The organism is Streptomyces sp. 4F14 (assembly GCF_048159485.1).
Classification (GTDB): Bacteria; Actinomycetota; Actinomycetes; order Streptomycetales; family Streptomycetaceae; genus Streptomyces.
In genome coordinates, this window is record NZ_JBLRVY010000043.1 from 1 (window position 1) to 17,633 (window position 17,633).

Consider the following 17,633-nt stretch of genomic DNA (forward strand, 5'->3'; position numbering starts at 1 on the left):
TCGCGTTTCCCTTCCGGCGTTTCCGACTCTATCAGATCCTTTCGGCGTCTGATTCCCAGTCAGCGGGGTTTGTCTTCCCGGCCGTTGGGCCGTTCCGACGAGTGAGACTTTAGCGGATTCCCGCCCCCCGAAGCGAATCGGGGGCCGCCGTCCTTTCGAACGTGGATTCCTCATTTCGCAAATACGCACGCCAAAGGAACGACACCAGGTCGAGTGTTGGTGGGTACTTGCGGAATGGCTGTCCGGGGACCGACCGGAGTCGGCGCTCACGCTGGACAACTCGGAGAACACTACGTACCGGCTCCAGGGGTGTCAACTTCTCCCCCAGGGGGCACCCCGGAGGCGTACTCTGGCCCGCATGACGACGCGTACGTACACCCAGCAGTGGTGGGCCGCCTGACGGCGGCCTGTACTCACGTACGCATCAACGGCCGCCGCCTCGGCGGCCGTTCTCGTTTCCTCTCCGGGATCGCGGGGCCGACCGAGTCGGTGGCCCGGACCAGGAGGAGTGGAGATGACGAGGGTCTTCAGCGGGATCAAGCCGACCGGGCACCTGACACTGGGGAACTATCTGGGGGCCATGCGGCGGTGGGCCGAGGTCGACCAGCACCGGTCCGACGCGGTGTTCTGCGTCGTGGACCTGCACGCCCTGACCGTGGACCACGATCCCGCGCGCGTGCGCAGGCTCAGCCGGCAGGCGGCGACGCTGCTGCTGGCGACGGGGCTGGATCCGCGGCTGTGCACTCTCTTCGTACAGAGCCATGTCGACGAGCACGCGCGGCTGTCGTACGTGCTGGAGTGCGTCGCGACCGACGGCGAGATGCGGCGGATGATCCAGTACAAGGAGAAGGCACGGCGGGAGGAGGGGCGGGGCGGGAGTGTGCGGCTGTCGCTGCTGACGTATCCGGTGCTGATGGCCGCGGACATCCTGGCGTACGGGACGGACGAGGTGCCGGTGGGCGACGACCAGGCGCAGCATGTGGAGCTGGCGCGGGATCTGGCGGTGCGGTTCAACCAGCGGTACGGCCATACGTTCGTCGTACCGAAGGCGACGCATCCGGCGGTGGCCGCGCGGGTCATGAATCTCCAGGATCCGCTGGCGAAGATGGGGAAGTCCGATGATTCCGGGCCGGGCATCGTCTATCTCCTCGACGAGCCCGACACGATCCGCAGGAAGGTGATGCGGGCCGTCACGGACAGCGGCCGGGAGGTCGTGTACGACCGGGAGGCGAGTCCCGGGGTCGCGAATCTGCTGGAGATCCTCGCGGCGTGCACGGGCGGGAACCCTGAGGGTCTGTCAGGCGTTCACAAGTCGTACGGAGCACTCAAAGCGGACACCGCCGAGGCTGTGATCGAGACCTTGAGGCCCGTGCAGGCCAGACACCAGGAGTTGTGCGCGGAACCAGGGCATGTGGAAGGGGTGTTGCGGGAGGGAGCGGAGAGGGCGAGGGCCATGGCGCGGCCGACGGTGGATGCCGCTTACCGGGCGATCGGGCTGCTCGAACCGGTTCGGGCGGCCGAGCCGGTCGGGGCCGGTGTTCCCGCGGAGGGCTGGTCGGAGGGCTAGTCCTTCTTGCCGGAGGCGAGCTCGCGGCTGCGGTCGCGGGCCGCTTCGAGGGCGGCGATGAGGGCGGCGCGGACGCCGTGGTTCTCCAGTTCGCGGATGGCACTGATGGTCGTACCGGCGGGGGAGGTGACGTTCTCGCGGAGCTTGACGGGGTGTTCGCCGCTGTCGCGGAGCATCACGGCGGCGCCGATGGCCGACTGGACGATGAGGTCGTGGGCCTTGTCGCGCGGGAGGCCGAGCAGGATGCCGGCGTCGGTCATGGCTTCGACCAGGTAGAAGAAGTACGCCGGTCCGGAGCCGGAGAGGGCGGTGCAGGCGTCCTGCTGTGACTCGGGGACGCGCAGCGTCTTGCCGACGGCGCCGAAGATCTCCTCGGCGTGCGCGAGGTGGTCGTCGGTGGCGTGGCTGCCGGCGGAGATGACGGACATGGCCTCGTCGACGAGGGCGGGCGTGTTCGTCATGACCCGGACGACGGGGGTGCCGGCGGTGAGGCGCTCCTCGAAGAAGGAGGTGGGAATGCCCGCGGCGCCGCTGATGACGAGGCGGTCGGCGGGGACGTGCGGGGCGAGTTCGTCGAGCAGCGTGCCCATGTCCTGCGGTTTGACGGTGAGGATCAGGGTGTCGGCGGTCTTGGCGGCTTCCGCGTTGCCGACCGGGGTGACGCCGTAGCGGGCGCGCAGTTCCTCGGCGCGCTCCGGGCGGCGGGCGGTGACCAGGAGGTCGGCCGGGGCCCAGCCGCCCCGGATCATCCCGCTGAGCAGGGCTTCGCCGATCTTGCCGGTGCCGAGGACTGCGACTTTCTGGCTCATGCGGCCATCCTCGCACCGGGCGCGGGGGCCGGGGGCGGTTGTCCGGCTGGCGGAACGGGCCGGTTCACCGGGTGCGGCGGCGCAGGGTCGCGGCGCCGAGCGCGAGGACCAGCAGGGCGCTGCCGGCGACGACGAGGACGTCCCGGACGAAGGCGGCCGTCAGGTCGGTGTGGCGCAGGATCTCGTTCATGCCGTCGACGGCGTACGACATGGGCAGGACGTCGGAGATCGCTTCGAGGGCGGGGTGCATGGCGTCCCTCGGGGTGAAGAGGCCGCAGAGGAGGAGCTGGGGGAAGATCACCGCCGGCATGAACTGGACGGCCTGGAACTCGGAGGCCGCGAAGGCCGAGACGAAGAGGCCGAGGGCGGTGCCGAGGAGGGCGTCCAGGAGGGCGACGAGCAGCAGGAGCCAGGGGCTGCCGGTGACGTCGAGGCCGAGGAGCCAGACGGCGAGGCCGGTGGCCAGGGCGGACTGGACGATGGCCAGGGCGCCGAACGCGAGGGCGTACCCGGCGATCAGGTCGGCCTTGCCGAGGGGCAGGGCGAGGAGGCGTTCGAGGGTGCCGGAGGTGCGTTCGCGCAGGGTGGCGATGGAGGTGACCAGGAACATCGTGATCAGCGGGAAGATCCCGAGGAGGGAGGCGCCGATGTTGTCGAAGGTGCGGGGGCTGCCGTCGAAGACGTAGCGCAGCAGGACCAGCATCAGGCAGGGGACGAGGAGGAGCAGGGCGATCGTGCGCGGGTCGTGGCGGAGCTGGCGCAGGACGCGGGCGGCGGTCGCGGTGGTGCGGGCGGCGTTCAGGACGCGGGTGGGCGCCGGTGCCGTACTGATCGTCGTACTCGTCATCGTGGGGTGCCTTTCGTGTGGGTCGCCTCGTCGACCAGGTGGAGGAAGGCGGCTTCGACGGTGTCGGTGGTGGTGCGGGTGCGCAGGGCGTCGGGGGTGTCGTCGGCGAGGAGGTGGCCGGCGCGCATGAGGAGGAGGCGGTGGCAGCGTTCGGCCTCGTCCATGACGTGGGAGGAGATGAGCAGGGTGGTGCCGTGAGCTGCGGCGATGTCGTGGAAGAGGGTCCACAGGTCGCGGCGCAGGACGGGGTCGAGGCCGACGGTGGGTTCGTCGAGGACGAGGAGTTCGGGGGTGCCGAGGAGGGCGACGGCGAGGGAGACGCGGCTGCGCTGGCCGCCGGAGAGGTTTCCGGCGAGGGAGTCCGCGTGGGAGGTGAGGTCGACGTCGTGGAGGACGCGGTCGACGTCCGCGCGGCGGGCCGTGTGCGGGGCGGCCGGGGTGAGGACGGCCGCGAAGTAGTCGAGGTTCTGCCGGATCGTCAGGTCGTCGTACACGGACGGGGCCTGGGTGACGTATCCGATGCGGCTGCGCAGCGCGGGGTGGCCTGCGGGGCGGCCGAGGACGTCGAGGGTGCCGGTGACCTTGGCCTGGGTGCCGACGATCGCGCGCATGAGGGTCGTCTTGCCGCAGCCGGAGGGGCCGAGGAGGCCGGTGATCTGGCCGCGCGGGACGGTGAAGCCGAGGGCGTGGAGGACTTCGCGGGTGCCTCGGGTGACGGTGAGGGAGGCGGCGTGGACGGCTGGGGTGCCGGGGGTGTCCGGGGGGTCTTCGGGGGCCCGGAGGGTTTTATTCATCATGTGCTGAATAATGCTCTCGGCAGAGTGGCCCGTCAAGCACCGGGGTGTGCCGTCAAGCACTCGCGCGCCCTTCTCGCGCCCCATCACCCCCGCACGCCACCCGGGAGCCGGTGCACGGCCAACCCCCGTTGCCGACAATGGAATTCATGCGTGGCACGGCGGGGTTCCGGGCCGCGCGTGGCGTTCGTACGAAGCTGCCGTGCCCCTCCCCCGGGCGTGGCGCCCACGCGTCTCCCGCTGCCGACCGGAGGTGCTGTCGAGATGCGCCGTGGCGTACGCAAGGCCGATCTGTCCGCTTCACTCGTCGTGTTCCTCGTCGCGCTGCCCCTGTGCGTGGGCGTCGCGCTGGCCTCCGGGGTGCCGCCCGAGCTGGGGCTCGTCACCGGGATCGTCGGCGGCCTCGTCGCGGGGGCGCTGCCCGGCAGCAGCCTCCAGGTCAGCGGGCCCGCCGCCGGGCTGACCGTGCTCGTGTACGAGGCAGTCCACGCGTACGGGCCGCATGCGCTCGGCGTCCTCGTGTTCGCCGCCGGGGTGGTGCAGCTCGGGCTCGGCGCGCTGCGGCTCGGGCGGTGGTTCAGGGCCGTGTCGGTCGCCGTCGTGCACGGGATGCTCGCCGGGATCGGGATCGTCCTGGTCGCCGGGCAGGTGTACGCGCTCGGGGACGCGAGCGCGCCGGCGGGCGGGTTCGGCAAGCTCGCGGGGCTGGTGGAGCTGCCCGGGCGGGCGGATCCCGTGGCGTTGTCAGTGGGGGGTGCCACCATGGTCGTACTGCTGCTGTGGGGGCGGTGGAGGCGAGGTTCCGGGCTCGTGCCCGCGCCGCTCGTGGCGGTCGCGCTCGCGGCGGGGGTGACCGGGGTCCTCGACCTGGACGTGCGGCGGGTCGAGGTGCGGGGGCTGTGGGAGGCGGTCCGGGTGCCCGGGCTCGCCGATGTGGGGCGGCTCGCGGAGGTCGGGGTGATCGGGACGGTCGTCGCGTTCGCGCTGATCGCCTCGGCGGAGTCGCTGTTCAGCGCGGCGGCCGTGGACCGGCTGCACGACGGGAGGAGGACCGACTACGACAAGGAGCTGATCGCGCAGGGCGCGGGGAACACGGTGTGCGGGCTGCTGGGGGCGCTGCCGATGACCGCGGTGATCGTGCGCAGTGCCGCCAACGTAAGGGCGGGGGCGCGGACCAAGGCGTCCCGGGTGCTGCACGGCGTCTGGCTGCTGCTCTTCGCCGCCGTCGTCCCGGGGGTGCTCGGGGTGATACCCGTCGCCGCGCTCGCGGCGCTGCTCGTGTACGCCGGGTGCGGGCTCGTTCCGGTGCGGGAGGTGCGGGCGCTGTGGCGGGTCGACCGGGGCGAGGTCCTCGTCCTCGTCGTGACCGCCGTCGCGATCGTCCTCGGGAACCTCTTCGAGGGCGTCGTGATCGGGCTGGCGCTCGCCGTCGCCAAGACGGCCTGGGAGATCAGCCATGTACAGGTCGAGATCGAGGGCCGGGGGGACGGGGTGCTGGTCGTGCGGGTGGTCGGGCACGCGACGTTTCTGCGGCTGCCGAAGCTGCTCGACACGTTGGAGGGGCTGCCGGCGGATCAGGAGGTGCGGCTCGAACTGGGCGGGCTGCGGCATGTGGACCACGCGTGCGCGGCGGCGCTGGAGGGGTGGGTCGAGGCGAGGCGGGAGCGGGTTCCGGGGGCGGTGGGGGTCGGCGGGTAGGGGGCGTACGGGGGCGAGGGCGGGGTTTCTCGGTCCGGGGGCCGTCGCTCCTGCGCCCGGCAGGGGGGTGGCGGGGCTGGGAGGGCGGGCGGGGACGTCGGTGCTGCCCTGAAGGCGTCCCCCTGGCCGTCAGGGCGTCGGGCGCCGGGCCAGGAGCAGGGTCACGTCGTACGTCTCCTCGACGGCGCCGTCGGGGAACTCGGCCAGGAGGTGGGCGCGTTCGGCGGTGAGGAAGGCCGTCGTACGCTCCCGCGTGTCCACCAGGAACACCGAGTGGCTGCCGATGTTCGCGAGGTGCGTGTCGAGGGGGACCCGGCGGCTCCAGCGGACGGTGCGGCGGGCGAAGGTGAGGGTGCCGGTGGGGTCGGCGAGGTCCGTGCGCGACGCTCGGTCCTTCTCCTGGGCGACGTCGACACCGAAGTGGCGCCCCAGACGCAGCGCCTGCGCCGCGAGCCACTCGACGTCGTACGGCGTCGTGTTCCACCACAGCGCCAGCGCGCCGCCCGGCCGCAGCACCCGCAGCGCCTCCGGGACCGCGCGGTGCGGGTCCGTCCAGTGCCAGGACTGGGCGTACGTGAGGAAGTCGAGGCAGGCGTCGCGGAAGGGGAGGCTGTTCCCGTCGCCCCGCACGAGGGGTACGTCCGGCAGCGCCCGCCGGAACTCCGCCGCCATGCCGTCGCCGGGCTCCACACCGACCACGTTCGCGCCCCTGTCGTGCATCAGGCGCGTCGAGATCCCCGTCCCCGCTCCGACGTCCCCCACGGTCGCCCCCGCGAACCGGCGCCCCGCCAGTTCCTCGATCTCGTCCAGCAGCTGCGCGGGGTAGGAGGGACGGTTGGCCGCGTACTGCGCTGCGGCGCTGTCGAAGGAGCGGGCTCGGGCGGGGTGGTGCGGGGAGGCGGTCATGGGGCCATGGTGGCTGGGCGGGTGGGGGTGAGGGAACGGGGTTTCGGTGTGAAGGGGGGTGTTTGTCGGTGCTGGGGTGGGGTACGGCGCTGGGCGGTGAGGGCTTCGCTGCTGTTCGCCGGGGTCTGCGGGGAGGGGCCGGCGCGTGCGCGCGGGGTGACGGGTGACGGGGATGTACTCGTTCTCGTTGCGTGCGCCCGCGCGCGGGGGTTTCGCGAGGGCGGGGACGGCGGCGCCGAACATTGCGTGCGCCCGCGCGGGATGCTTCGTACAGCGGCACGCGTCCGCGTCCGCGCCCGCGTCGGTGGAGAAGCCGTTGCCGGCACGTCGGTTCCCGCGCCCGCGCGTGCCCTGTCAGCGTCGGTGCGGCAGAGTCTCACGGCCTCCGAGGAGACGTACGACGGTCGGCGCGGCAGTTCCTCGCGCTCCCTCGCCCTGCGGCCTCTCAGGCCCCGCGCAGCGCCTCGCCGGCCTACGCCCGGGCCGCTCGGTCCGTCGCAGGGCTCTCGTCCGCCGACCGGGCCCCTGCTCCCGCATCCGGGGCTGCCCTGTGCCGGCCCTGCCTCAGCTCTTGCGGCGTTTCCTCGCCGGGTTGCCCGTGCGGCGGTTCGCCCGGCGTTCGTGGCGCTCGCGGGCGGACTCGTACTCCTCGCGGTGGAGTTGTTCGCCGGGGGCCTCGCGGAAGGAGCGGAACGTGTACGCGAGGAGGGAGCCGAGGAAGCCGATCGTCAGGAGGCCGCGCATGGAGGACTGGCGCGCGGGGTCGGGGCGTTTGCGGAAGGAGTCCCAGGTGTGGCCGAAGGCGAGCGCGCTGCACCCCGCGAACATGACCACGAGCAGGACGGTCACGAAGCGGCCGATGTCGGCGATCGCGAGGCCGTCGTAGGCGAACCGCAGGACGAGGCAGGCGGCGGCGGTGACCACCAGGGAGCCCACGGCGACGGCGATCCGGCGGGCCCGGTAGCCGTCGTCGTGGTTCACCCACGTCGTGCCGAAGAAGCGCAGGGGTTCGGGACTCGGTCCCGCGCCCCCGTCCGGGAGGTCCCTCGTGTCCGGGCTGCCGTTCTCGTCGCTCACAGGACGATTATGGCGCCGGCGGGAGGAGGCCCCCCGGGCGGGTACGGCTGCGCGGAGAGGGTCACGCGCGCGTGCGGCTCGCCGGGATCACGGCCCCGCGCGCGGGGGTGCGGGTGGTTCGGCCGTGCGGAGCCACCCACCCCGCGCGGGCCGTCGGCCCCGCCTCACCCCTGTACCCCGACTCCCCCGGGACCGCTCAGAGGCTGCACCGGGGCGCGATGTACCCGTCGCTCCCGGTCTTCACGTACGCGTCGGAGACGAACTCGCCGTTCCCGATGTTGTCCCAGATGTTGGTGGTGCCGTAGGAGCCCGACACCGTCGTCCCCGGGCACTGGCAGTTGACCGGCACGCGCACGTTGAGCGGCAGGACCTTGACGATGGAGTAGCTGGTGCCCGGGCCGCTGCGGACGTTGAGCTGGATGCCCGGTGCGACCTGGTAGTACACCTGCGCCAGACCGGCCGTCTCCTCGGACTGCGCCGCCCCCGCGGTCTCGTCGACAGACATGAAGAACTCTCCCCCCGTGAAACATCCCCGTGAACTCCCATGACGACCATGGGACCCCGTTGATACCCACGGACCGGCGTTCGAAACACGCGTACGGGATTCGTACACCTCGGCCAACGGGCCGCCTCTGTCCCGTACGTGTCATCGACTAGGCTCCAGGCGCCGAGAGAGCACGGGGGTGGTTCCATGACGCCACGGAGGGACACCGGAGCGGGCGCGGAAGCGGAACTTCCCGAGTACGCCGGCCACTACCTCCTGGAGTCACGTCTGGGTGCGGGCGGCATGGGTGTCGTGCACCTCGCGCGCAGTACGTCGGGCCTGAAGCTCGCGGTGAAGGTCGTGCACGCCGAGTTCGCGAAGGACGCCGAGTTCAGGAGCCGTTTCCGGCAGGAGGTCGGCGCCGCGCGGCGGGTCAGCGGCGCGTTCACCGCGCCGGTCGTGGACGCCGACCCGGACGCCGAACGGCCGTGGATGGCGACGCTGTTCATCCCCGGTCCGACGCTCTCTGAGGAGGTCAAGCGGAACGGCCCGATGCCCCCGGAGAAGCTGCGCAGGCTGATGGCGGGGCTGGCGGAGGCGCTGCGGGACATCCACCGCGTGGGCGTGGTGCACCGCGATCTCAAGCCGAGCAACGTGCTGCTGGCCGAGGACGGGCCGAAGGTGATCGACTTCGGGATCTCGCGCCCGAAGGACAGCGAACTGCGCACCGAGACGGGCAAGTTGATCGGTACGCCGCCCTTCATGGCGCCGGAGCAGTTCCGGCGCCCGCGCGAGGTGGGTCCGGCGGCGGACATCTTCGCGCTGGGGTCGGTGCTGGTGCACGCGGCGACGGGGCGCGGCCCGTTCGACTCGGACAGCCCGTACATCGTCGCGTACCAGGTGGTGCACGACGAGCCGGAGCTCGCGGGCGTGCCGGCGAACCTCGCGCCCCTGGTGCTGAGTTGTCTCGCGAAGGAGCCGGAGGACCGGCCGACGCCGGACGAGCTGATGCGCGAACTGCGGTCGGTGGCGGCGTCGTACGACACGCAGATGTTCGTCCCGAGCCGGCCTGTCGCGGACGACGGGCCGAAGACGCCGGGGGCGCCCGCGGTCGAGCCGGTGCCCGCCGGGCCGCTCTCCGTCGAATCGCCGAAGCCCTCGCGAAGACGGCGGCGCGGGAAGGTGTTCCTCGCCGGGGCGGCCGTGGCGCTGCTCGCGGGCGGCGGGTTCGCCGGCCTGCGGCTCACGGACGGCACGAGCACCGCCGCTCCGCGCGCAACACCCTCCAGAACGGCCACATTCGCCCCCTGGGCGACAAAACCGGCGCCGCAGGACTCCGGGGCCCTCCCTCGCTGTACGTACGTCTCAGGGCGCCTCCTGTGCGCTCAGCGCGGTCTGGTCTCGGCGCTCGACGCGGACGACGGCCGGGTGCTGTGGCGCCACGCCCTCGCCGCCGACGACAGCCCGGGCCGCGCGCCGGTCGTCGAGGCCGGCCTCGTGCAGATCGTCACCCGCTCGGGCACCCGCGCGCTCGCTCTGGACCCGGCGACCGGCGCGACGCGCTGGCAGCGGGACGTCTCGGGGTACGCGAGCGTCTCCCCCGCGGGCGGCACGCTGCTGCTGACCGCCCCGGGCGGCGAGGTGACGGCCGTGGACGGCGCGAGCGGCAAGGACCTGTGGAGCAAGCGGATCGAGGGCCAGAAGCTCCCGGTGTTCGCGTCGTTCCGGGGCGACCGGCTCGCGTACGCGGCGAGCGTCTCGTCCGACGGCACGCGCACGCGGGTCACGGCGATCGACCCGACGACCGGCGCCCTGCGCTGGGAGGCCAAGCTGCCCGGTGCGCTCACCCCGGTCGGCCGCGAGGGCGAGGACCTCGTCCTCCTCAAGGGCGGCGGCGACTACGGCGAGACCGCCGCGGTGGTCCGCTACTCCCCGCAGACCCGCGAGTCCCTCAAGGTGCCGCTGGACGTCGCCCTCTCGCAGGCGCGCGCGACGGTGGCCGGTGACAAGGTCTACCTCCTGGGCTACGACGGCTCCCTGGCCGCCGTGGACCTCGGCGCGGGCGCGCAGGTGTGGTCGCTCCAGACGTCCGTGAGCCGTGGCTCCGACCTCGCGGCGGACGGCGCGCGCGTGTACTTCAGCGCCGCCGACGGCCGTCTGCTGTCCGTCGACGCGCGTGCGGGACGCCTCCTCGGCCAGACCACCCTGCGCATCGGCAGCCGCTCCGACGAGGTCGCCGCCGCCCTGCCGCCGCCCCAGGTGGTCGACGGGCGCGTGTACGCGGGCGCACCGGACGGCACGGTGTTCGCGGTCGCCGAGGACGGCACGGCCGGGCGGTAGCGGCTCTACGACGGACTGGGGCCCCCTCTGCGAGAGGGAGCCCCAGTCCGTCGTACCGAAAAGCGGCGTCCTGCGCGGGCGCCCGAGATGTCAGCCCAGTTTGGACACGTCGCGGACGGCGCCCTTGTCGGCGCTGGTGGCCATCGCCGCGTACGCGCGCAGGGCGGCGGAGACCTTGCGCTCGCGGTTCTTGGGGGCGTGGACGCCGTTCAGGGCGGCTTCGCGGCGGGCCAGTTCGGCGTCGTCCACCAGGAGCTCCATCGAGCGGCCCGGGATGTCGATGCGGATGCGGTCGCCGTCCTCGACGAGGGCGATCGTGCCGCCGGCGGCGGCCTCCGGGGAGGCGTGGCCGATGGACAGGCCCGACGTGCCGCCGGAGAAGCGGCCGTCCGTGATCAGGGCGCACGCCTTGCCGAGGCCGCGGCCCTTGAGGTACGAGGTCGGGTAGAGCATCTCCTGCATGCCGGGGCCGCCCTTGGGGCCCTCGTAGCGGATGACGACGACGTCGCCCTCCTTGATCTCCTTGAGCAGGATCTTCTGGACGGCCTCCTCCTGCGACTCGCAGACGACCGCGGGGCCCTCGAAGGTCCAGATGGACTCGTCGACGCCCGCGGTCTTCACCACGGCCCCGTCGACGGCCAGGTTGCCCTTCAGGACGGCCAGGCCGCCGTCCTTGGAGTAGGCGTGCTCGGCGGAGCGGATGCAGCCGCCTTCTCCGTCCTCGTCGAGCGTGTCCCAGCGCTCCGACTGGGAGAACGCCTCGGCGGAGCGCACGCACCCGGGCGCGGCGTGCCACAGCTCGACGGCCTCGGGGGAGGGCGAACCGCCGCGCACGTCCCAGGTCTTCAGCCAGTCCGCCAGGGAGGGGCTGTGCACGGAGTGGACGTCCTCGTTCAGCAGGCCCGCGCGGTGCAGCTCGCCCAGGAGCGCCGGGATGCCTCCCGCGCGGTGCACGTCCTCCATGTAGTACGTGCGGTTCTTGGCGACGTTCGGGGCGACCTTCGCGAGGCACGGGACGCGCCGGGAGACCGCGTCGATCTCCTCCAGGCCGAAGGGGACCTCCGCCTCCTGGGCGGCGGCCAGCAGGTGCAGGATCGTGTTCGTCGAGCCGCCCATGGCGATGTCGAGCGCCATCGCGTTCTCGAACGCCGCGAACGTGGCGACGGAACGGGGCAGTACCGTCGCGTCGTCCTGCTCGTAGTACCTGCGGGTGATGTCCATGACCGTGCGCGCGGCGTCCACGTACAGCTGCCTGCGCGCGGTGTGCGTGGCCAGGACCGAGCCGTTGCCCGGCAGGGAGAGGCCGATCGCCTCGGTCAGGCAGTTCATCGAGTTGGCGGTGAACATGCCGGAACACGAGCCGCAGGTGGGGCAGGCGTTCTCCTCGATGCGGGCGATGTCCTCGTCGGAGATCTTGTCGTTCACCGCGTCCGAGATCGCGTCGACCAGGTCGAGCGTGCGGACCGAGCCGTCGACCAGGGTCGCGCGGCCGGACTCCATGGGGCCGCCGGAGACGAACACCGTCGGGATGTTCAGCCTCAGGGCGGCGTTCAGCATGCCCGGGGTGATCTTGTCGCAGTTCGAGATGCACACCAGCGCGTCCGCGCAGTGCGCCTCGACCATGTACTCGACGCTGTCCGCGATCAGGTCGCGCGAGGGGAGGCTGTAGAGCATCCCTCCGTGGCCCATCGCGATGCCGTCGTCCACGGCGATCGTGTTGAACTCGCGCGGGATGCCGCCGGCCTCGACGATCGCCTCGCTGACGATCCGACCGACCGGCTGCAGGTGCGTGTGTCCCGGGACGAACTCCGTGAAGCTGTTCGCCACCGCGATGATCGGCTTCCGGCCGATGTCCGCGCCGGGTACACCGGACGCCCGCATCAGCGCGCGTGCGCCCGCCATGTTGCGGCCGTGGGTGACTGTGCGGGACCTCAGCTCGGGCATCGTCGCTCGCTCCTTCAGGCAGGTAGGGCTGTCGTCGAGCGTACGCCGGTCATCCAGGGGGCGGGACAGGGTGTCCGGAATGCGGGATGTGCGTCTCGGGGGGGGCGGGGCGAGGGCGCCGGCGGAGCGGGCGGCCGAGCTTGTCAGGTGCGTCTCACGGTGCGGTCAGGTGTCCCTGCACGACGGGCGCCACGCGCGCGATGAGCTGCTCCACGTCCGCCGAGGCGAGCGGCTCGACCTTGATGACGTACCGCAGCATCGCGCAGCCGATGAGCTGGGCGGCGGCGAGTTCGGCGCGGAGTTCGGCGTCGGGGAGGTCCACGCGGGCGGCGACGCGCCGCAGGAGCTGGGAGGCGACCAGGCGGCGGAAGACGGCGGCCGCGGTGTCGTTGGTGACCGCCGACCGCAGGATCGCGAGCAGCGGCGTGCGGGTCGTCGGGTTCTCCCAGACGCCGAACACGAACCGTGCGAACCGCTCGCCGGTCTCCTCCAGCGGGCCGTCGACGAGGATGTCGGGCGCGTTCAGCGCGGGCGCGACGGCGTCCTCCACGGCCGCCGCGAACATCTGCTCCTTGGTGCCGAAGTAGTGGTGCACGAGTGCCGAGTCGACCCCGGCGGCCTTGGCGATGCCCCGTACGGAGGTCTTCTCGTAGCCCCGCTCGGAGAACTCCTCGCGTGCGACGGCGAGGATCTTCGCCCGCGTCTCACCGCTGGCGGCTTCGATGAGGCGGGGGCGGCCTCGGCGGCGGGGGGGTGCGGAGGGGGTGTGCGCTTCGGGGCCTGCGGAGGGGGCGGGTGATGCCTCGGAGGCCGCCGGGGCTTCTGGGGCACTCTGAGGGGCCCGGGAGACCGCCGGGGTGCCGGGAGATGCCGCGGGGGCTTCTGGGGCGTCTGAGGAGGGCTGAGGGGCCTTGGCAGGGTCGTTGGCCGGGGTGGTGGAGGGCGCTTGGGTGTCCTGGCCAGCGGCAGGGTTCCGGGGAGGTGCAGGGGTTTTGGCGTCGCGGCTGGTGGAGGGTGTGCCGGTGGGCTCAGGGGGCTCGGCGTCCCGGCCGGTGGAAGACATCCCGGCGGGCACAGGAGCGTCGGTGTCCTCACCGGCGGGACGGGACGCCTGAACGCCCTGACCGACGTGGGGCGTTCGGTCGGGGTGAGGGGCCTGGGTGTCCCGGTCGGCAGGCGCGGCGTCTCGATCTGCGGGAGCCGTGCGAGCGGGGCGGACCGCTCGGTCCGTCCGGTCCGGGGTCGGCTCGGCTCGCTCCGCGCGGGTGCTCCGGTCGGTCCGCGTGCCCTCCGGGTTCGAGGGCGGGGTGCGGCGCGCGGCCGGGTCGTCCGTGCTCGGGTCCGTCAGGAGGTGCGCGGGCCGGTCGTCAGGGCTCGGAGCAGGGCGGCCGACCCGGTCCTCCCCGGTGGGGCCGTCCACCTCGGCGGCCCGCTCCTCCCGTTCAGCCGGTTCCGTCGGCCCTCCCGCGGGCGTCGGGTCCGGTGTGCCGTCGGTCATCCGCGGGGGACCTTGAGGGCCGAGGCGAGGTGGAGACGGGTGAAGGCGAGGGCCTCCGCGAGGTCGGCCTCGCGTTCGGCGGCGGACATCGCGCGGCGGGTGTTGACCTCGATGACGACATGGCCGTCGAAGCCGGTGAGGGCGAGGCGCTCCAGGAGTTCGGCGCAGGGCTGCGTGCCGCGCCCCGGGACCAGGTGCTCGTCCTTGTTGGAGCCGAGGCCGTCGGCGAGGTGGACGTGCCCGAGGCGGTCGCCCATCCGGTCGACCATGTCCATCGCCTCGGTACGGGACGTCGCCGCGTGGCTGAGGTCGATCGTGAAGTGCCGGTAGTCGTCCTTGGTGACGTCCCAGTCGGGCGCGTACGCGAGCATCTCGCGGTCGCGGTAGCGCCACGGGTACATGTTCTCGACGGCGAACCGGACGTCCGTCTCGTCGGCCATCCGCCAGATCCCCTGGACGAAGTCCCGCGCGTACTGCCGCTGCCAGCGGAACGGCGGATGCACGACGACGGCGCTCGCCCCCAGCTTCTCGGCCGCCACGCGGGCGCGCTGGAGCTTGGTCCAGGGGTCGGTCGACCAGACCCGCTGCGTGATCAGCAGACAGGGCGCGTGTACGGCGAGGATCGGCATCCGGTGATAGTCACTGAGCCGCCGCAGCGCCTCGATGTCCTGGCTCACGGGGTCGTTCCACACCATCACCTCGACCCCGTCGTACCCGAGGCGCGCGGCGATCTCGAAGGCCGTCGCCGTCGACTCCGGATACACCGAGGCCGTGGACAGAGCGACCTTCGCATCCGGGATGCGCACCACTGGTTCTGCCACGAGGGACAGCGTACGGGGCCGCGCAGGGCGCCGGAGCCGGGTGCCCGGGGTGCCACGGCGAGGCCGTGTGGCCCGCTCACACGCGCGTGAAGGCCGCTCCCTGGTCCCGGACGGCGTCCGAACAGGGCCAGAGGCCCTGGACGCCCGAACCGGCACACGCGCGGGACGCGAACCCGGGGTGACCAAGCCGGACAGGGCAGGGTGGCGCACTTCACGCACCACGCGCCGGCCCTCCGCGCTCCTCACCCCCGCTGCACGCGCCTCACACCACGGCCTCGCACCGCACCACCGCTCGCGCCACGCGCACACGCGCCAGCACGCACGAAGCGCCTCGGACGACCGGGACGGCCCGCTCCACGCGTACGCGCAGGGAGCGCAGGGAGCGTCGCCGGGTCGCGACGGGCCCGCTCGCCCTCGCGCGCGGGAGGCCAACAGATGGTCTCCACGGCGACCGCACCGCCCGTCACGCTCGCCCGCGCACGCGGGAGACCAACCCGCCGTACCCGAGGCCCTCGCCCTCGCCCTCACCCGCGCACGCGGGAGTCAGCAGACCGGCCTGCCCCAGCGGCCACAACCCGCCCCGTACGCCCCCCACCGCACCGCCCCGCTCACACCGCCGGCATGTGGTCCAGCCGCCGCAGGATGACCCCCTCGCGCAGCGCCCAGGGGCAGATCTCCAGCGTCTCGACGCCGAAGAGGTCCATGACGCCCTCCGCGACGAGCGCGCCCGCGAGGAGCTGGCCGGCGCGGCCCTCGGAGACGCCGGGGAGTTCCGCGCGCTGGGCGACGGTCATGCCCGCGAGGCGGGGCACCCACGCTTCGAGGGACTCGCGCTTGAGCTCGCGCTGGACGTAGAGGCCGTCGGTGGAGCGCGCGGCACCGGCGATGCGGGCGAGCTGCTTGAACGTCTTGGACGTCGCGACGACGTGGTCGGGAGCGCCGAACCGGCTGAACTCGCCGACCGTACGGGCGATCTGCGCGCGCGCATGGCGCCGTAGGGACCTTATGTGCTCCGCGCCCGGCGGGTCGCCCGGCAGCCAGCCGGCGGTGAGGCGGCCCGCGCCGAGCGGGAGGGAGACGGCCGCGTCGGGCTCCTCGTCGATGCCGTAGGCGATCTCCAGGGAGCCGCCGCCGATGTCGAGGACGAGGAGCTTGCCGGCGGACCAGCCGAACCAGCGGCGGGCCGCGAGGAAGGTCAGGCGGGCCTCCTCCGCGCCGGTCAGCACCTGGAGTTCGACGCCGGTCTCGGCGTGCACGCGCGCGAGGACGTCGTCCGCGTTGCTGGCCTCGCGGACGGCGGACGTGGCGAACGGCAGCAGGTCCTCGACGCCCTTGTCCTCGGCGGCCTGGAGCGCGTCCTGCACGACGCCGACGAGCCTGTCGACCCCTTCGGGGCCGATCGCCCCGTCCGCGTCGAGGAGTTGGGCGAGGCGCAGCTCCGCCTTGTGCGAGTGCGCGGGCAGCGGGCGCGCGCCCGGGTGTGCGTCCACCACCAGCAGATGCACCGTGTTCGATCCCACGTCGAGGACACCGAGTCTCATGTAAAGAACGCTACTGCCAGTAGCTCTGTCCGCCGTCCCTCCGTCTGTGCCGTGAGACGGTCGCGGCGACTTACCCTGGTCCCGTGCCAAAGACGAAAAAGGCGAAGAACGAGAACCAGGAAAAGCCGGAGAAGTCACCCAAGGCCGACAAGGGGGGCGCTTCGTCCGGGAGTTCTTCGCAGGCGAAGTCATCGAAGAAGCAGGCCCTGGAGGGCGACGAGAAAGGGCTCGACTTCGCGCGCGCGTGGGTCGAGTTCCCGGATCCCGCCGACGACGAGCAGCTCTTCCGCTGCGACCTGACCTGGCTGACCTCCCGCTGGACCTGCGTCTTCGGCAGCGGCTGCCAGGGCATCCAGGCGGGCCGCGCGGACGACGGCTGCTGCACGCTGGGCGCCCACTTCTCCGACAGCGAGGACGAGAAGCGCGTCGCCGGGTATGTGGCGCGGCTCACGCCCGAGATCTGGCAGCACCACGCCGAGGGGCAGCGCGGCGGCTGGGTCTCCAAGGACGACGAGGGCTCCCGCCAGACGCGCCCCTACAACGGCTCCTGCATCTTCCAGAACCGCCCCGGCTTCTCCGGCGGCGCCGGCTGCTCGCTGCACATCCTCGCCCTCCAGGAGGGCCGTGAGCCCCTGGAGACCAAGCCGGACGTCTGCTGGCAGCTTCCGGTGCGCCGTACGTACGACTGGATCGACCGTCCCGACGACACCCGCATCCTCCAGGTCTCCATCGGCGAGTACGACCGCCGCGGCTGGGGTCCCGGCGGCCACGACCTGCACTGGTGGTGCACCTCCGCGACGTCCGCGCACGGCGCGGGAGAGCCCGTCTACATCACGTACCGCCCCGAACTCACCGAACTGATGGGCAAGGCCGGCTACGACCGTCTCGTCGAGCTCTGCGAAGCCCGCCTGGCCTCCCAGCTCCCCCTGGTGGCCCCCCACCCCGCGGACCCCACTCCCTGACCACCCGTCCACCCGTCCCCCTCTCCCCCGCGCGCGTACGGCCGAACGCCTCCCTGCGCATTCCCTCCCGGCGACAGCCCACACCCAAGGGCAACCCACATTTACGTCAAACCGGGCGCACGGGGGCGGGGAGGAGCGGACGGCGATGCGGTGGCCGAACTCGGCGCGCGCGGGGGTGCACGCGCTCGCGGAGCCGACGGCTGGCGGGACGGCTCCCCGCACGCGCGGGGGGCTGCCCCGGTGTGCAGCTTCAGCGGCGCCCACTCGGACTTCACGCACCCGCGCGGGACGCTCCCCAACCACCCACCTCACCCCCCTATCCCCAGTCCACACGCATCCGCGCGG

Annotated in this window: 14 protein-coding genes; 4 read left to right on the plus strand and 10 right to left on the minus strand. The window is 72.8% G+C overall.

The features are described from left to right. Nucleotides 1–514: 514 nt before the first annotated feature. A complete protein-coding gene (gene trpS, locus ACLZOT_RS45435) occupies nucleotides 515–1,567 on the plus strand; it encodes a tryptophan--tRNA ligase (RefSeq protein WP_416975140.1) in 1,053 nt (350 codons plus the stop codon). Here the strand turns inward: trpS and proC are convergent. The 3 genes from proC to ACLZOT_RS45450 all read right to left on the minus strand — a co-directional run bounded on the left by proC (nucleotide 1,564) and on the right by ACLZOT_RS45450 (nucleotide 4,020). Beyond that, complete coding sequence (gene proC, locus ACLZOT_RS45440) at nucleotides 1,564–2,376, minus strand: pyrroline-5-carboxylate reductase (protein WP_416975141.1); 813 nt, start codon at nucleotides 2,374–2,376, stop codon at nucleotides 1,564–1,566. The genes trpS and proC overlap by 4 nt on opposite strands. Nucleotides 2,377–2,440: 64 nt before the next feature. Further along, a complete protein-coding gene (locus ACLZOT_RS45445; RefSeq protein ID WP_416975142.1) occupies nucleotides 2,441–3,223 on the minus strand; it encodes an ABC transporter permease in 783 nt (260 codons plus the stop codon). Beyond that, nucleotides 3,220–4,020 (minus strand): ABC transporter ATP-binding protein, encoded by an 801-nt coding sequence (locus ACLZOT_RS45450; protein WP_416975143.1) that lies wholly within the window; start codon nucleotides 4,018–4,020, stop codon nucleotides 3,220–3,222. The genes ACLZOT_RS45445 and ACLZOT_RS45450 overlap by 4 nt, the downstream gene beginning before the upstream one ends. A gap of 261 nt (nucleotides 4,021–4,281) precedes the next feature. On the opposite strand from ACLZOT_RS45450, the gene ACLZOT_RS45455 reads away from it, so the two are divergent. Continuing rightward, nucleotides 4,282–5,715, plus strand: coding sequence for a SulP family inorganic anion transporter (locus tag ACLZOT_RS45455; protein WP_416975144.1), 1,434 nt, complete (start codon nucleotides 4,282–4,284; stop codon nucleotides 5,713–5,715). 129 nt (nucleotides 5,716–5,844) lie between these two features. On the opposite strand, the gene ACLZOT_RS45460 is transcribed toward ACLZOT_RS45455, so the two are convergent. The 3 genes from ACLZOT_RS45460 to ACLZOT_RS45470 form a co-directional block, all read right to left on the minus strand. Then, nucleotides 5,845–6,621 (minus strand): class I SAM-dependent methyltransferase, encoded by a 777-nt coding sequence (locus tag ACLZOT_RS45460; protein ID WP_416975145.1) that lies wholly within the window; start codon nucleotides 6,619–6,621, stop codon nucleotides 5,845–5,847. Between the two features lie 564 nt (nucleotides 6,622–7,185). Next, complete coding sequence (locus tag ACLZOT_RS45465; RefSeq protein WP_416975146.1) at nucleotides 7,186–7,698, minus strand: EamA/RhaT family transporter; 513 nt, start codon at nucleotides 7,696–7,698, stop codon at nucleotides 7,186–7,188. A gap of 196 nt (nucleotides 7,699–7,894) precedes the next feature. After that, on the minus strand, nucleotides 7,895–8,203 hold the full coding sequence (locus tag ACLZOT_RS45470; RefSeq protein ID WP_416975147.1) for a peptidase: 309 nt from the start codon (nucleotides 8,201–8,203) through the stop codon (nucleotides 7,895–7,897). 186 nt (nucleotides 8,204–8,389) lie between these two features. Here ACLZOT_RS45470 and ACLZOT_RS45475 point away from each other — a divergent pair, with 186 nt between their 5' ends. Further along, nucleotides 8,390–10,522, plus strand: coding sequence for a serine/threonine-protein kinase (locus ACLZOT_RS45475; RefSeq protein ID WP_416975148.1), 2,133 nt, complete (start codon nucleotides 8,390–8,392; stop codon nucleotides 10,520–10,522). 90 nt (nucleotides 10,523–10,612) lie between these two features. Here the strand turns inward: ACLZOT_RS45475 and ilvD are convergent, their stop codons facing one another. The 4 genes from ilvD to ACLZOT_RS45495 all read right to left on the minus strand — a co-directional run bounded on the left by ilvD (nucleotide 10,613) and on the right by ACLZOT_RS45495 (nucleotide 16,326). Further along, a complete protein-coding gene (ilvD, locus tag ACLZOT_RS45480; RefSeq protein ID WP_416975149.1) occupies nucleotides 10,613–12,466 on the minus strand; it encodes a dihydroxy-acid dehydratase in 1,854 nt (617 codons plus the stop codon). 154 nt (nucleotides 12,467–12,620) lie between these two features. Continuing rightward, a complete protein-coding gene (locus ACLZOT_RS45485; RefSeq protein ID WP_416975198.1) occupies nucleotides 12,621–13,190 on the minus strand; it encodes a TetR family transcriptional regulator in 570 nt (189 codons plus the stop codon). A 770-nt stretch (nucleotides 13,191–13,960) separates the two neighbouring features. Next, on the minus strand, nucleotides 13,961–14,785 hold the full coding sequence (locus ACLZOT_RS45490; RefSeq protein ID WP_416975150.1) for a sugar phosphate isomerase/epimerase family protein: 825 nt from the start codon (nucleotides 14,783–14,785) through the stop codon (nucleotides 13,961–13,963). A 608-nt stretch (nucleotides 14,786–15,393) separates the two neighbouring features. Then, nucleotides 15,394–16,326: a Ppx/GppA family phosphatase gene (locus ACLZOT_RS45495; RefSeq protein ID WP_416975151.1), complete on the minus strand. Its 933-nt coding sequence runs from the start codon at nucleotides 16,324–16,326 to the stop codon at nucleotides 15,394–15,396. Between the two features lie 83 nt (nucleotides 16,327–16,409). Here ACLZOT_RS45495 and ACLZOT_RS45500 point away from each other — a divergent pair, with 83 nt between their 5' ends. Further along, nucleotides 16,410–17,288, plus strand: coding sequence for a hypothetical protein (locus ACLZOT_RS45500; RefSeq protein ID WP_416975152.1), 879 nt, complete (start codon nucleotides 16,410–16,412; stop codon nucleotides 17,286–17,288). Nucleotides 17,289–17,633: the final 345 nt, after the last annotated feature.

Bases quoted from the DNA above. Each gene is read 5' to 3' on its own strand.
- trpS (WP_416975140.1), top strand. From the start codon at position 515: ATGACGAGGGTCTTCAGCGGGATCAAGCCGACCGGGCACCTGACACTG.
- proC (WP_416975141.1), bottom strand. From the start codon at position 2,376: ATGAGCCAGAAAGTCGCAGTCCTCGGCACCGGCAAGATCGGCGAAGCC.
- ACLZOT_RS45445 (WP_416975142.1), bottom strand. From the start codon at position 3,223: ATGACGAGTACGACGATCAGTACGGCACCGGCGCCCACCCGCGTCCTG.
- ACLZOT_RS45450 (WP_416975143.1), bottom strand. From the start codon at position 4,020: ATGATGAATAAAACCCTCCGGGCCCCCGAAGACCCCCCGGACACCCCC.
- ACLZOT_RS45455 (WP_416975144.1), top strand. From the start codon at position 4,282: ATGCGCCGTGGCGTACGCAAGGCCGATCTGTCCGCTTCACTCGTCGTG.
- ACLZOT_RS45460 (WP_416975145.1), bottom strand. From the start codon at position 6,621: ATGACCGCCTCCCCGCACCACCCCGCCCGAGCCCGCTCCTTCGACAGC.
- ACLZOT_RS45470 (WP_416975147.1), bottom strand. From the start codon at position 8,203: ATGTCTGTCGACGAGACCGCGGGGGCGGCGCAGTCCGAGGAGACGGCC.
- ACLZOT_RS45475 (WP_416975148.1), top strand. From the start codon at position 8,390: ATGACGCCACGGAGGGACACCGGAGCGGGCGCGGAAGCGGAACTTCCC.
- ilvD (WP_416975149.1), bottom strand. From the start codon at position 12,466: ATGCCCGAGCTGAGGTCCCGCACAGTCACCCACGGCCGCAACATGGCG.
- ACLZOT_RS45495 (WP_416975151.1), bottom strand. From the start codon at position 16,326: ATGAGACTCGGTGTCCTCGACGTGGGATCGAACACGGTGCATCTGCTG.